Origin of the sequence: Lactiplantibacillus modestisalitolerans, from assembly GCF_005405425.1 — a bacterium.
Lineage (GTDB): Bacteria > Bacillota > Bacilli > Lactobacillales > Lactobacillaceae > Lactiplantibacillus > Lactiplantibacillus modestisalitolerans.
In genome coordinates, this window is the sequence record NZ_BJEA01000007.1 from 95,998 (window position 1) to 110,773 (window position 14,776).

A 14,776-nucleotide genomic window follows, 5' to 3' on the forward strand; every position below is an offset into this window, starting at 1 on the left:
GTCACATTCAACAGCACACTTTACAGGTTATTGCGCCTGCTATTTAGCACGCAAAAATTCTCATACGGGTATTTAAAGGCGCAAAAAAGGCTGTGACTTTCGCCACAGCCTGACCTATCTAATTCACATTTATTAGTACTGACTCAACGCGTAAACGACCTTTAAAATTCGGAGCGCGTTAGCCTGCAGTTGCCCGCGTGAAACGCGGCCAGCCTTGCAAGCAGCCAAAATCGCCTTCGTATCGGCCGGCGTCCCCGGCATCGTTAGGTCGTTACCGGCAACAATTTCTCCGGCCGCGGAAGTTGGCGCGTACTTAGCCTGACCGCCACTCATATCCACGCCACCGGTCGTAAACCAGTCGGTCATAGCGAAGCCCTTGAAGCCCCATTCATCACGCAAAACGTTCGTCATGATGTCAAACCGGTTTGGCACGTGCACGCCGTTTAACAAGTTATAAGAACTCATAATCGTGTGCGGTTGCGCCGTTTTAACGGCAATTTCAAAACCTTTCAGGTAAATTTCACGCAACGGCCGCTCATTAATGACACTGTTCGACGCTTGACGGTTCGTTTCCTGATTATTTGCCACGAAGTGTTTGATGGTCGTAGCCTTGCCCGGATGGCTTTGAACACCACGCGTAATCGCGGCCGCGTTCAAGCCCGCCACGAGCGGATCTTCTGAATAGTACTCAAAGTCCCGGCCATCTAATGGCGAACGCTGAATATTTAGCGCTGGCGCTAACCAAATATCGACGTTAAAGAGTGCCATTTCTTCTCCGACCAAGTCACCATAGGCTTGCGCTAAATCAACGTTCCAGCTTTGCGCAATCGCGGTACCAATCGGAATCGCCGTGCAATATTGATAGAACGTTGGTTGGTCGGCTTTGACCGTCGCTTCCGTAGCATCCGCCCCCGCCATGCCGGCAAAGGAAGACGTTAACGACTGCACTTGCCCGTCCGCGGTTTCCGTGTATTTTGGACTCAGCCGTAACCCGGCTGGTCCGTCCGCCATAATCAACGTTGGCAAGCCTAGCGAATCTAAAACGTGGGTCGTTTCGCCAGCCGAGCCCGCGACCGTTGTACCGGCACTCCCGATAACGTTCGGGTCATCGGCATCCTGCGTATCAACGTAATGGCCGACCGCAATCCGGGCCAGTTCAGCGTTTGACAAACCGGCAACGAAGTCGGTCAGCGAGTGCTTGCCATCGGTAAAGGTTGGCCAGTCCACCCGTTCGCCCGCTGGTAGTTCCGGCTGATCCTGTTTAGAATACTGAACGCTGACCGTTTCAATCGCTGCTGGGTCAATTTCAATGACTGGAGCTTGTTCAAGCTCCGTCGCTTCCGCCGCATAGCTGTATGCCTGAGTTGCCGGAACAAAGTCCGTAAAATGCGTTTCACCACCGACGTGTTGGTATTGCGCCGTCACCGTTGCTTGGTCCAAGTGTAGTTTGGCAACCACGTGGGTGTTGCGTGAACTATTTCCGACCCGGATAACGTAATCACCGGCCGGTAACATCATTTGGGCCTTTGACGTGAAGTAGACCGCCAAGTCTTTTAATGCAAATTGTAATTTAACTTGGGCGTGTTCTCCAGCCGCTAATTCTGGCGTTTTAGCGTATGCCACTAGTTCTTGGTACGGCACGTCCACAGTACCGTGGGGCTTAGAAACGTACACTTGAACGACTTCCTTACCGGCCAGTTTTCCCACGTTATCCACGTCAACGGCTAGTTGAACTTGGTCGTGGTTCAATTCAACTGGTTGAGCCGCCAACTTAAAATTGGTATAACCGAGTCCGAAGCCAAACGGGTAGGCGGGCGTAATGTTCATACTATCAAAGTAGCGGTACCCAACGTAGACGCCTTCCTTGTATTCGGTGCTGTCCATGTTGCCAAAGTTAGCCGTCGACGAGTAGCGATCGATGGGCGCCCAAGTTGCAGTTAACTTACCAGATGGATAACTTTCTCCTAATAAAACATCCGCTAAGGCGCTCCCCGTTTCCATTCCCAGTTGACTGAGTAATAGTACGGCCGGGACGGCATCAGCAACCGGTGCGATATCGACCATCCCACCAACGTTTAAAACGAGCACAAACTGTTGATACTGTGCCGCCAACGCCAAAATATCACGTTTTTCGGTCGTCGTCAGTTGTAAGTCGCCCGCTCCGGGGTGGCGGTCACTTCCCTCACCAGAATTACGGGCGAGTACGTAAACGGCCACGTCAGCCGGTTGATCCGACGTTAGTTTCAAATCGTAATCGGGTTCTAGCGGCATCTTGCCCATCATGGCAAGCATGGGGTTTAAGCCGTCTTTTTCGGCCTGCGCCTGTAACTTACCATAGTAGTCATCGGTATCCTGCTTTTTCAATTTGCCGTAGTCGCTGAGCCATTGCTTCGTCGTAATCGTGAGGCCTGCGTTTTCAAGCCCTTCTTCGACCGTAACGAAGTGCCGCACGTTGACGTCGCCGGACCCCGTGCCACCCTTGATGGTTTCACGGGCCCCGCTTCCATACAACGCAACTTTCTGAACGGACTGTAGCGGTAAGATGCCGTCATTTTTCAACAGCACCATACTTTCTGGTGAACCTTGCCGCAGAATTCGCTGATGTTCACGTTCAAAATCCGCTACCGCGTTCGTTGTAAATCTCATCATTTCAATTCCTCCCCAAAATGCACGTGTTATGAATATTTTAATCAATCATGATAGGTTTTCGTAATATATTTTCTAATTAAATAGACTGGTGTGCAACTCCAAGCGTGGCAGAAGCTATTGATGGCAAGGCTGCCATACGGTGATGCCTGGGGATCATTTGGATCAAAGGCTTCCCAAAACGTGTCGGCACCATAGTCGACCATCTTACCCCAGTAATCCTTCATCAACCGAACGGCCGCATCGTAGTGGTTCGTTTCAAACAGGGCCGCCACAATGTGATGGTACATGTACGGGGTTGCCACGTTATGAACCGGGAAGCGTTTCGTTAGTGTCCGGTCAAGTCGCATCAAGTTCGCGCTTGGCAACGGTGTATAAATTAGCTAGAACGGTTTGATTATGATATTGCTGTTCATAATCAAATAACGTAGAAAAATAAGCTGGCACCACAGTTCTCACGTGGTCCAGCTTTCTTACTAGGTTGACTAGCGAACTAAATCAATTTTTTATAACCTAAATTTTCCAAACCCGAGCGGCTTATCCTAATTATTATCACAAGCTTAGTCTAAGCCAATGTCCGCCGATTCATCCAATACACCACCACAATCAGCGGCAACGTGATCACCATCATAACCGGATAGAACCACGCCATGGGCAACGCACTACTAATTAAGCCACCAATCATCGGGCCTAAAGACATCCCAAGGTCTACGCCAATGTAAAAAGTACTATTGGCTAAACCGTGGTCGGCTTCCGACACTAGCATCATGGCCTTCGCCTGACAAATCGAAAACATCAAGCCATACCCGGCCGCCAAGCCCAGCGCCGCCACTAACATCATCAACCAGTTAGTCATGTCGGCGAGGCCAACGAGTCCCGCTAAATTAAATAGCAAGCAAATCCAAATGAACTTACTGAATGGTACCCGGTCAAACAAATCGCGCAAGGTTAGCCGAAGTACCAATAAAATAATGGCGTACACTGGAAAAAATAATCCCGCAGCAACGTGAAAATGCCGGGACGCCACGTAAGTGACAATGTAGGTCTGAGTTGCGAAGTACGGTAATGAGAATAAAAGTAAAATAACCGCAACCGGCAAGACTTTCGGGTGGACGAGGCGGAGGTGGCGGGCCGCCCCCGTCGGTGTGGCAGCGCGCTTAACCGGGACACCGCGGTCAGTTACAAACTGAATCATCACGACTAACAGGCCACTGCAAACCGCCGCGAGCCAAAAAACGCTTTGGTAACTATAATGCTGATACAAATAAACACTAATGGCGGGTCCGCACGCCATCCCTAAGGCATTCGCCAAGCCATAGATTCCCATGCCGGAACCAATCCGATCGGGTGGCAGAAGGCTGGCCATCCACGTTGCCATGCAAACGGAACAGAGCGTGTAACCGACCCCGTTTAAAATTCGAAAGGCCGTAATTAACGTTAGGTTAGTTGTTAAACTATAACCGAGACTAGCAGCCAATAATAAGCAACCCCCAACGAGCGTTAAATGGTACTTAGAAACGCGATCCGTTAGGTTCCCTGCCAATGGTCTCAGCACCAGCGATGTCAAATTAGTTAAGCCAGCCACGATGCCAGCAAAAACGCTGCTAGCCCCAATATTGCGCGCAAAACCGGCAATCACCGGATTAATCAACATCGGACTCATTAAAAAGAAGAAACTGGCAACCAACACCAGTTTCACGTTGGGCGTATATAAACGCGTTTTCATCAATCTTCACTACTCTCTAAACTCTGATTTGCCAATTTTAGTAATGCTAAAAAGGTTTGCTGTTGTACGGGGGTAAACTGCTTGAAGAGGGCCGCACTTGTTTGCCAACCATGCTGTCGTAACTGCTCGCGCTTGCTTTGACCAGCGGCAGTCAACGCAACCCGCTTTGAACGTCCATCGTTCGGATCAGCCGTTAAAACTAACAGTTTCCGCTTAACCAAGCGTTGAATAATTAGCCGGGCCGTCTGGTGGGTAATCTGCTGGACGGTTTTGAAGGCCGCCATCGATTGCTGGGGGTGGTCCCCAAAATAAATTAACGCGTCCGCTTGCTCAATCGTTAAATCAAGTTGGCGTAAATGCCGGTTCCGGCGGCAGGTAATTTTTCTGGCTAAGACTAAAACTTCCCGTGCAACCATTGCTTCGTGGTCCATTCGCGTCACCTCCATCAGCAATTGTACAGCTAGCTGTATATTATTCAAGTGCGACCCGTTAATCATCCCTTCAATTTGGCCTTTAATGGCGCTACCGCCTCCCGTTACAATCCTAGTTACAAAAATACCAAGCAACCTAACCGTCGCTTGGTATTCTTCAATAATTCAGCTGCTAACGCCACGTATTCATGCCCAAATCCTGACCATCATCCGACTGCGCCGAAATAATGCCCTTATTTTCAACGAGAATGGTCCCCGTCATATCGCCCTTCGTAAAACTAAATTCCCACGCATCATTTTTTTCAGTTTGACCCGTAATTTGAATTTCATTTTGATTTTCATGATAAAAATCCAACGCACCCAATTCCTGCTTCGCCTCATCTGCGTTCAAATACGCCTTAGCGCCGGGCGCATTGGGATCATCCGAGGGCGCGCCCGTATAAGCCTTAATATTCGGATACTGCTCAGCGATGACGTGCGCCGTATTCCCAATATCACCGCCGTTGGCTGACGTCTTTTTTTCAGCTTGCAATACTACCCGATCGGGCACTTTTTCTAACTCACTCCAAACGTACTTACCCTGCTCCGCTTGCGATATATTACGGCGGAGCTGCTCCGCGCGTTGGTGGTCCGCCGCACTAACTTTAGTCGAATCAGACTGACTCGAACTAGTCGTCGAAGCACTCGCCTGGTTAGTACTGCTGGAATGCGACTTACTTTGACCGGCCCGCTTTAATAATTGATTGACGTTCGCCTTAAGACGCTTTAAATACGGCTTTTTCTTCCAATCAATCCGCCGACACTGTGCCAGCACCTTGTCATCATACTGCTGATCATTAACCTTTAACTGCGCCGTAACGGCTTTATCCAGCTGCCGATACTCTGCTAAATCGGCCTTAGCCGTCTTTTTCAAAGTAGTCAATTTATTCGTTAAACTGGTTGCGCCACCCGTAATCTGACTGCCCTTCGTGACGGTCGTAACGGCTTTTTGAACCGCCCCCGCCTTAAGTTGGTGCTGGGTATCCACGTAGGCTTGCGTTTGCTTTCGGTAAGCCTGGGCCTTTTTATCCTTCGGTTTTTGCGTTAAAGCGTTATCAAAATACGTTAACGCCCGCTCAAATTTATCTTCCGCAACCGCGTTCAGCCCCCGACTGATTGAACTATCGTACCCGGCGTTACTCGAGTTAGCCGACTTCGGCTTTTGGCTGCACGCACTCAGCACCGCAACCACTAAGATTAAGCTCCCAATTAAGTTAACTATTCGCCAATGCTTTTTCATTTCCCCGTAACTCCTCTACTTTTTAATTTTCATTAATTAGTATAGATAGTTTAGCGGTCCTTTGATAGCCACACTTAGCCCGGCTAACGTCCGGTTATTGTTCCTTGAACTTAGCACTCGGCGCACAGTTGCCCCTAAAATCATTAACTGCTATATTGACGGTAACACACCAATTAACTAAATCTAATCAAGGTGGTCATAATTAATGAATGTCAAAACAATAACGGCCACGCGTACCGACGTTGGTGATTACATGAAAGTTTTCGCCTGCACCGCCGTCATCATGCAGACGGTACTGGCCCTCGTCCTACAAACCGGACCCAGCCAGTCCGTCCAGACCGGCATCGGGATCACTTATAATCTCGTCAAGTACACCGCGCCCGCCTTCATTTTTGGAATCCTCTTCACGACGATTCGCACGCACCCGCGGGCCCATTCGCTTACATGCGAACGCAATTGTCCGCATTATTCGTCCCCGCTTTTTGGTGGACCTTGGTGTACCTGCTGCTGATGCCCGACGTTCAGCAAGGTCAACCTTACACGAATTTCAGCCAATTTACTTGGCAGTTCATCAACGGCAACGCCGCGCCCCACCTGTGGTATAACACGATGATGTTACAATTTATCATCTGCATGCCATTTTTCTGGTGGCTGGCGCGCTGGGCGGTCAAAACGCCGCGGCGCTTTTACGGCACCTTACTCGTAACCACCGCTGGCTATTTGGGTTGGCTAGTGCTTTACAACGACTTAGTGGTAAAAGGCCCCCAACCGCAAGCCTGGTATTTACTGGATCGCGTTTTAATTAGCTTCGTGATTTATGGCATTTTCGGGGCCCTGGCGTGGAAAAAATACCACTCATTGACGCAACTGCTACGACGTTACTGGGGACTCGTGGCGGTCGGCTTCGTTGGCGCGTTTATTTGGACCAACCTTGAATTACGGGCCTGCGGTTACCCGGTCAATTTAGCTAACGCCAGCTACTACCAACCGTCAATGACGCTCTATTCCTTGGCGGTGATTGGTTTAATCGCCGCGCTAGCGGGATTAAACCTTCGTCAACACACCCGCGTTTTAGGGCCAATTCACTTCTTGGCGACTTACGCCTATCGCGCCTACCTCGCAAACGTTTTCTGGCTCCAAATCCTTTGGCGCGGCTTCGGTCACCAGTTAAGTGTTAATCACCCGGTTTGGACAATTATTAGTTGCTACGGGCTAACTTGGATTTTAGCGTTCGCTTCCGCTTACGGCCTACACTGGGGATGGTCGATCGTTTTAAAATTAATAAACAATTAGAGAATTATTAAAACAAATTGACAAAACAGCGATTAATTATTACCATATTATCATAATACAGACGTTGCAAAGCTACTCTCAATTTAGATAACGTGGTGAAAATTATGGTTCAACGATATAATAGTAAGAAAATTCAAGAACTGGTTTATCAGATTTATAAGGGATACGGATTTACCGAACAAGAAAGCCGCGAAGTCGCCCACATGTTAATTTACACCGACCTCATCGGGATCGAATCCCACGGAGTGCAACGAATGAGCATGTACGATAGCTTCATTCAAAACGGTAAAATCCGCGTCCATAATAAGCCGGAAATTGTCAAAGAAACCGACGTTAGCGCGGTAGTTGACGCCCACTTTGGTCTCGGTCAGCTAAACGGAATTTACAGTATGCGCTTGGCCATTCAAAAAGCGAAGCAACACGGCATCGGGATGGTAACAACCCGTCATTCTGGGCACTACGGCATTGCTGGTTACTACGCCAACATGGCGGCCGAGGAAGGCTTGATTGGCTTATCTTCCTGCAATTCACGGTCGGCAATGCTACCGACTCACGCCACGAAGGCCTTAGTGGGAACCAATCCAATTGCCTTCGCCATGCCGGCTAAACCCAACACGTTCATTTTTGACGCCGCCACGACAACGGTGCCCCAGGGTAAAATTGAAGTTTACCGTAAACTAGGCAAGGACTTGCCAGCGCTATGGGTTGCCAAGGACGGGGAAACGCCCGTTAACGATCACCGCGACACGCAGGATTTGGACGCCCTGCGCGACCTGGATTCAAACGTTGGCTTAGCGCCACTCGGAGGCGTGACCGAAGCAACTGGAAGCCACAAGGGCTTTGGCCTCGGCGTGATCGTTGAAGTCTTTACCGCGATTTTATCGCTGGGAGATACCTCGAACGAAATTACCCCCGACGACCTCTCCGTGGGGCCGTGTCAGAGCTTTACGGCCATCGATCCTGCCATTTTCGGCGATTCGGACGCCATCATTAACAAATTCTCCAATTACTTACAGGCGATTCGGGATTTACCATCCGTGCCCGGCAAGCCCGTCATCGTGGCCGGTGATAAGGAAGCCGCCGCGTACCAGGACCGTGCAGCAAACGGGATTGAGATTGATGATCAGACGCTCGCCGAAGTGATTGACATCGCGAAGCGCTTAGGCATTGCGTACGATTCCTACATAGTCCATTGAAATAACGGTTATTGAAAAAGTTGTCCAGAAACGCCCGCTTTAATAACCCCTAACCTAAATAGCTAGCGCCAACGGATGTGAGTTATCAGTCCGTTGGTGCTAGCTATTTTTTGTTAATATAAATCATTTTTTAATCGTTCTGGTAGTGTTCAATAACCCGTACAATCACTATTTCCAGTTGGTTTCCGTGACTGAGCGGTTACTGAGTCCAAGCCGTGTAAACGCCCCGCCATTCGGACGCAGATCGAGCGTGACCCACCGCTCACCATCGTCCTCGTTAAAACGGATCTCATAACCCCCATCGCCATCTTCGGTGGGCGCTTCGGCTGTTACCGATGCGCCCAAGTTTTTCTCGATTCGGGCTTGGTAGTTAACTGCAATCCGGGCCGCTTGCGCCGCGTCAAGTTCACTGGTCGTTTGCTTTGTCAGGTCTGGGTACTGCGTCGCAACGATTTTAGCAATCAGTGACGGATCACCGCCCCGAGCGGCCGACTCCCTTTCGGCCGCTAACAGGGCGGCGTCCGGAACCTTGGCCGCCGAAGTTTGATCCCAACTATCCGGATCCCCCTGAACAATCGCCGCCCGAATTTGAGCCGCCTTTTTGTGGTCACTTGCACTTAGCGCTGGTTTTGACGCGTGGCTGGTGCTGGTCGTGCGCTGGTCGGTCTGACGATTATCCGCACTACTTTGATTATCCACCCGCTTTAACAACTTTTTAACGTTAGGTTTGAGCCGCTTCAGGTAGGGCTTCGTCTGCCAATCAATTGTCCGGCACCGTTTTACGATCGCATCATCGTAGGGCCCATTCGTTACCGCTAACTGGGCCGTCACCTGTTTATCCAGTTGCTGATATTCCGTTAGGTCAGCCCGCGCGGTTTTCTTCAACGCTTTGAGTTTACTAGTTAGGCTTTTCGCCCCACCAGTCAGCGCGCTCCCCTTCGTGACGGTCGTGACTGCTTGATTAACCGCACCATTTTTCAATTGCGTCTGCGTATCAACGTAGGCTTGCGTTTGCTTCCGGTAAATCCGGGCCTTTTTATCCCCTGGATTTTGTGTTAAAGCGTTATCAAAATAAGTTAACGCCCGCTCAAATTTATTTTCTGCAACCGCATCTAAACCGTGATTAATCGAATTGTCGTACCCCGAACGCGCCTGCCGCCCACAAGCAGCCATTAGCAAAACGAGGCCCATGATTCCAATCAGTTGCCAATACTTTTTCATCCCCGCACACTCCTTTAATAATTATCACCATTATAAATAATTTATAACGACGGTTATAGAGACGTTTAGAATGACGAATGACCTGTAACTAAGCTCATCAAGTGACGAACAGAATCATTTATGGCAGTAAAGTGGCGTGGTATGATAATTGACTACACCCAGTACGGGCCTGAGCAACTATCTTTTGAAAGGAGCACTCGCCGTGTCTTTTAAAACCCCACTCGCCGATCAAATGCGGCCCCAAACTTTAGACCAAATGGTTGGTCAACATGAGCTCTTGCAGCCCGGTCAACCACTCAGACAAATTATTGACCAACACGTCAACATCCCGTTAATATTTTGGGGGCCACCCGGCACTGGTAAAACCACTCTGGCCCGCATTATTGCCAAGGAAAACGCTTATCCATTTGAAGCGTTCAACGCTTCGATTGACAATAAGGCCAAGTTAACGGCGCGGATTAACCAGTATCCTGACCAGTCGTTCATCTTACTGATTGATGAAATTCATCGCATGACTAAAACCTTGCAGGATTTCCTACTCCCGCACTTAGAAAACGGTCACTTGATGCTAATCGGGTCAACAACGGAAAATCCAATCATGTCGATTGTGCCCGCGATTCGCTCCCGCAGTCAGATTTTTGAGTTCAAATCACTGAACGAACAAGCCATTACGGCCACGTTGAAACGAGCCGTAACGGCTATTTATCAACTCACCGCCGCGCAGGTTGACGACCAGGCGCTGCAATTGATTGCGGTTGCCGCTGATGGCGATCTCCGAATCGCCCTTAATACCTTGGAAACCATTCACGCCCTCAATCCTAATCAGATTAGCGTTGCTAACGTAAAAAAATTCGCCCAGCAGCAACACTTTAATTTTGATAAGAAGGCAACCAAGCACTACGACTATCTAGCCGCCTACTCCGATTCGCTAGCGGGCTCCGATACTGATGCCGCCCTTTACTACCTAGCCGTATTACTGAAAAATAACGACTTACCGTCCGTGGTTCGGCGGTTACGCGAAATTCCTTACACGTACATTGGTTTGGCTAATCCTCAGCAGGTGACGCAAATCGTGGTCGCCGCCAATCAAGCTGAAAAAGTTGGCATGCCGAAAGCCAAATACCCCCTGATGTTTGCCACGATGCTGATGTGCCTGTCGCCTAAGTCGGGCGCTTTCGATGAAATTTGGGAAAAACTTGATCAGGATACGGCGCATCCGAATGCGCACCCGATGCCCAGTTATTTGCGCGACATGCACTACAAGCATTCTGAAGAAATTACCGGCGGCGGTCTGATGGAATCGCCATTTACCGCTCCTTATCAGATTGCCCAGCAAAATTACATGCCCAAGGGCTTGGAAGGCCGGCGCTATTATTATCCCAAGGACAATCGTAATGAGCAGAAGTTAGGCGCCCAGTACTTGAAGTTGCACCGCTATATTTATCAAGCTGATTACCCAGATTAATCCCATGCAAAAAGACACTGGAAACGCACGCCTAAAAAAGCGGGTTGCCAGTGTCTTTTTGTTAATATTCATTTAATTTAGGCAAGCACGTGACTCGCTTAAGCAACCAGTAATTTGACTAACCGGTCACCTTTAAAACCACTACCACACTTAGAGTTTGCTTGCGACCGCATTCTCACTGATAGTCAAATAGTCTGCCATCGAATGCCAAAGCGCATTATATAAGGCATCCTCATTTTTAACATACCCCATGTCACCTAAGAATTCTACATAAATTTCTAAAAATCTTAGGATGGTTGGATGGGTTGCAGCCCACTGATCTTCTCGGAAAACATCACACAAGCACTCCAATAAACTCTCCTCTGTCCAGCGGTTTAAACGTCGGTGATAGTGCTGAACCATTCGCTTATGCAGTTTTAGCGTAAAGGCCTTATAATTTTCAATATCTGGGAACAGGTCTCGGGGGACATCAGTCATCATCAACGTTAAACTCTTAATTGCACGTTGCATCTCCAAGTCCAGTTGATGCTGATCAAGCGGCTTAGACAAGACTAGTGGGTACGTTGGCTGATGAAGAATTTCATCAACTGGTTGGTACCGAATTTTTTTGAAGAGCGCCCGGGCAGCTTTGAGATTTAATGTATAGTTCGGGTTAGTGAAAATTCCATCCACCATCCGCTGACTTTCCTTATCGAGTGAATTCCAGTCACCCAAACTGTCCGGCGCACTCAGCAAGATTGCGAGCGCTTCTTGATTACCATATTTTAATAATTTAGCGTACCGGCGAGCAGTTAGCCCTCCGTTATCTAGACAGAAGCGTAAGAATTGATGATAAACCTTAATCTCTGCCAAAACCGCTTCGGTTCGAAGCCGCCTTAAGCGTAGCCAGAACAACTTCAACTGAAAGCGTATTTCGTGCTCACTGGGTTCGCGACCATTCACAAGTTGATCCGCCGTTAAAATCCGTGAAAATTGGTAATTTTCACCCTGAAACAACCGGTAAGCGGCGAGCAATTGAAGCGGACTGTGCTTTTTGGCAATTGTTTCAATAAAATCATTCAGATCAATCCCCTGGATATCTGGTTGTGCAAAGAACAACGTCTCATCTTCATCCAAGAGTACAACCGGGTCACAATCAAAGAAACCTTGGGCTGCCATTGCCGCAAGCGGGTTCTTGGGTTCGTCCATTTCCGTTTCCATGGGGATATCGGCCGTTAAGTCCGGACGCGTTTTTTCAAGGGCCGTTAAGTAGCGCTCATCAACATTGGGCGTTTGAATAACCTGGGCATCATCTAAAAGGTGCAAAATAAAGCCGGCCAGGCCAGTCATCATTTTGAGTTCCTCGTCATCCATATGTCCCGCCGGAAAAGCGACCGTCATTAAATCAGCCATTGATTCGGGCGTGATTTGGTTTAGCCCGCGGTTAAAGCAAAGTCGCTGCATAGCAACGATGTAGTCAACCATGGCTTCAATATCCGCCGAGTAGTCCGGATCCATCTTCTTGAAAAGTTGGGTTAGTTGTTGTTGGTCGCGTCTTAAACCCAATTCATCGATCGTTGCTGGTAGCGGATAGCGGACCGTTTGGCAATTTTGCGTTGCATCAAGCATCGCCATCATTTCTTTTTGCTCGTTCATTGTAACACCCTTTTCACTTTGTTTTTACCATTAGCTTAGCATACCCGCGCAAGAAGCAACATGGTTTTTGATTGATAGCCAGCACTAAAACTATTTAATGAATTGATAACGCTGTTTTGGTGACGTTGGGGTCGAGGTAATCCGTTTAAAAGTTCTAATTTTACACAAGATATTTTATACTCCCAAAAAAAGAGTGACTCTTAAAAATAGATGTCACTCTTCTTTACTAGTTAGCTATTATTTACTTACAACGTGATCTTCATCCAACATATACTGGAACTCAATCGTTTCCGTCAACAAGTTAGCTTTGAACAACCCTTGCGTTCCGTTACTTTCGTCGCCCATCACCACGAAGTACGCGGCACCTTCGTCAGCGACGTGCTGGAAACTCAGGTATTCACCCTTAAAGCCGTTCTTGCGGAACAGGCCGATGATTCGGATCATTTCACGTTGGGTGACTTCATTAGCTGCTACTTTTTCACTCATATTAAATTTGAACTCCAATTCTTTTAATTCATTCTGCCTTATTTATCGGGGGGCTTGGGGGCTAAGGGGGCTTAGTTTAAACTCACCCTCCTAGCACCTACCTCTTGGTCGCCGCTTTAACTGGTAGTGACCAATTAGCGACCACCACCATTAATTCATTAATTTAATTTATAATCACCTAGCTAGTGATACCAACCAAAGCTTTCAAGTCGGGAACCACCACTAGTGATACTAATCTATTTCATTTTATATGGGCCTTCAACTAACAGTTACTTTCGTGCTAGTTGGTCATCAATTAACTGCGTGGCAATCCCAAACGCCTTCAAGCGGCGCTTTGCCAAAGTCAGCTGGGACTTATAACGCTCAGGCTGCTCCTTAGCTTCAAAGGTCTTAACAACTTCCTGAATCTTATGCACGGTGGAATCAATTTGGCGTTTAGCTTCCAGTAATTCAGCTTCATCATACATTGTAAAAGTCCTCCTCTAAAAACGGTCATGCAACCTAAAGTTTAGCTTTCATGATCACAAGTAGCGTCCGTTTAGCGTCCATTTGTCACCAAATGCCAACTTCATCAGATACGATCCGACCTTAGCGCCCAAAAAAGCACTCCCCTCATTAAAAGCGGAGTGCTCCAAAATCAGTAAATAACTATTTAATTATTTGCCTAACTTTTCTTTGCCTAAAACTTTTAACTTGTCGTCAAAGTCGTAAACAACTGGTTCACCAGTAGCCATTTCGAGGTTCATAATATCATCGTCAGAAATTTGTTCGATGTATTTTGAAAGGGCCCGGAGTGAGTTACCGTGGGCTGCGATGATGACGTTCTTGCCATCAAGCAACTTAGGAGCGATTTGGTCTTCCCAGAAAGGCATAACCCGTTCCAAAGTAACCTTCAAGTTTTCGCCACCAGGGACGATGTTCGGGTCTAAGTCAGCGTAACGACGATCGTTAACAGCTGAACCTTCATCATCAGCGCTCAATAATGGTGGTAAAACGTCATATGAACGACGCCAGATGTGCACTTGGTCGTCACCGTACTTTTCAGCGGTTTCCTTCTTGTTTAAACCTTGTAAAGCACCGTAATGACGTTCGTTTAAGCGCCATGATTTGGTTTCAGGAATCCAAAGTTGGTCGGATTCTTCCAATACATAGTGCAAAGTCTTGATGGCACGAGTCAAAACTGAAGTAAAGGCATAGTCGAATTGTAAGCCGGCTTCTTTAACTTTCTTACCAGCCGCCTTAGCTTCTTCAACACCCTTTTCACTTAAATCAACGTCTACCCAACCAGTAAATTGGTTAGATAAGTTCCATTCACTTTGACCGTGACGAATCAATACTAATTTTGCCATAGCAGTTAATGACCTCTTTCTTATAGTTATTTACTTCCCTTATTCTACA

11 protein-coding genes and 2 pseudogenes are annotated in these 14,776 nt (G+C 48.1%); 3 read left to right on the top strand and 10 right to left on the bottom strand.

Annotation, left to right across the window (positions count from 1 at the left end; translation table 11 throughout):
• Window positions 1-132: 132 nt before the first annotated feature.
• The 5 genes and pseudogenes from FFM79_RS04515 to FFM79_RS04535 form a co-directional block, all read right to left on the bottom strand.
• Window positions 133-2,649 (bottom strand): glycoside hydrolase family 3 protein, encoded by a 2,517-nt coding sequence (locus FFM79_RS04515; RefSeq protein ID WP_225424380.1) that lies wholly within the window; start codon window positions 2,647-2,649, stop codon window positions 133-135.
• Between the two features lie 41 nt (window positions 2,650-2,690).
• Window positions 2,691-2,981 (bottom strand): annotated as a pseudogene (locus tag FFM79_RS04520) (alpha-L-rhamnosidase-related protein); the annotation flags it as partial.
• A gap of 230 nt (window positions 2,982-3,211) precedes the next feature.
• On the bottom strand, window positions 3,212-4,372 hold the full coding sequence (locus tag FFM79_RS04525) for an MFS transporter (RefSeq protein ID WP_170177375.1): 1,161 nt from the start codon (window positions 4,370-4,372) through the stop codon (window positions 3,212-3,214).
• Window positions 4,372-4,803, bottom strand: coding sequence for a MarR family winged helix-turn-helix transcriptional regulator (locus tag FFM79_RS04530; protein WP_137642278.1), 432 nt, complete (start codon window positions 4,801-4,803; stop codon window positions 4,372-4,374). Before FFM79_RS04530 ends, FFM79_RS04525 begins: the two co-directional genes overlap by 1 nt.
• A gap of 172 nt (window positions 4,804-4,975) precedes the next feature.
• Window positions 4,976-6,082, bottom strand: a complete 1,107-nt coding sequence (locus FFM79_RS04535) for an outer membrane protein assembly factor BamD (RefSeq protein WP_137642279.1) — start codon at window positions 6,080-6,082, stop codon at window positions 4,976-4,978.
• 205 nt (window positions 6,083-6,287) lie between these two features.
• On the opposite strand from FFM79_RS04535, the pseudogene FFM79_RS04540 reads away from it, so the two are divergent.
• Window positions 6,288-7,375, top strand: a pseudogene (locus FFM79_RS04540) (acyltransferase family protein).
• A 104-nt stretch (window positions 7,376-7,479) separates the two neighbouring features.
• Entirely contained in the window at window positions 7,480-8,571 is a 1,092-nt protein-coding gene (locus tag FFM79_RS04545) for an Ldh family oxidoreductase (RefSeq protein ID WP_137642280.1), read from the top strand.
• A gap of 168 nt (window positions 8,572-8,739) precedes the next feature.
• Here FFM79_RS04545 and FFM79_RS04550 read toward each other — a convergent pair whose 3' ends face one another.
• Window positions 8,740-9,792: an outer membrane protein assembly factor BamD gene (locus FFM79_RS04550; protein ID WP_137642281.1), complete on the bottom strand. Its 1,053-nt coding sequence runs from the start codon at window positions 9,790-9,792 to the stop codon at window positions 8,740-8,742.
• A 202-nt stretch (window positions 9,793-9,994) separates the two neighbouring features.
• Here FFM79_RS04550 and FFM79_RS04555 point away from each other — a divergent pair, with 202 nt between their 5' ends.
• The gene (locus FFM79_RS04555; protein WP_137642282.1) at window positions 9,995-11,257 is read left to right on the top strand and encodes a replication-associated recombination protein A; all 1,263 of its coding nucleotides are present in this window, start codon (window positions 9,995-9,997) and stop codon (window positions 11,255-11,257) included.
• 150 nt (window positions 11,258-11,407) lie between these two features.
• Here the strand turns inward: FFM79_RS04555 and FFM79_RS04560 are convergent, their stop codons facing one another.
• From FFM79_RS04560 to FFM79_RS04575, 4 genes are all read right to left on the bottom strand, one after another.
• Window positions 11,408-12,892, bottom strand: a complete 1,485-nt coding sequence (locus FFM79_RS04560) for a hypothetical protein (protein WP_137642283.1) — start codon at window positions 12,890-12,892, stop codon at window positions 11,408-11,410.
• 237 nt (window positions 12,893-13,129) lie between these two features.
• Complete coding sequence (locus tag FFM79_RS04565; RefSeq protein ID WP_170177376.1) at window positions 13,130-13,378, bottom strand: hypothetical protein; 249 nt, start codon at window positions 13,376-13,378, stop codon at window positions 13,130-13,132.
• A 269-nt stretch (window positions 13,379-13,647) separates the two neighbouring features.
• A complete protein-coding gene (locus FFM79_RS04570) occupies window positions 13,648-13,845 on the bottom strand; it encodes a hypothetical protein (RefSeq protein WP_137642285.1) in 198 nt (65 codons plus the stop codon).
• Between the two features lie 189 nt (window positions 13,846-14,034).
• Window positions 14,035-14,727, bottom strand: a complete 693-nt coding sequence (locus FFM79_RS04575; protein ID WP_137642286.1) for a 2,3-diphosphoglycerate-dependent phosphoglycerate mutase — start codon at window positions 14,725-14,727, stop codon at window positions 14,035-14,037.
• Window positions 14,728-14,776: the final 49 nt, after the last annotated feature.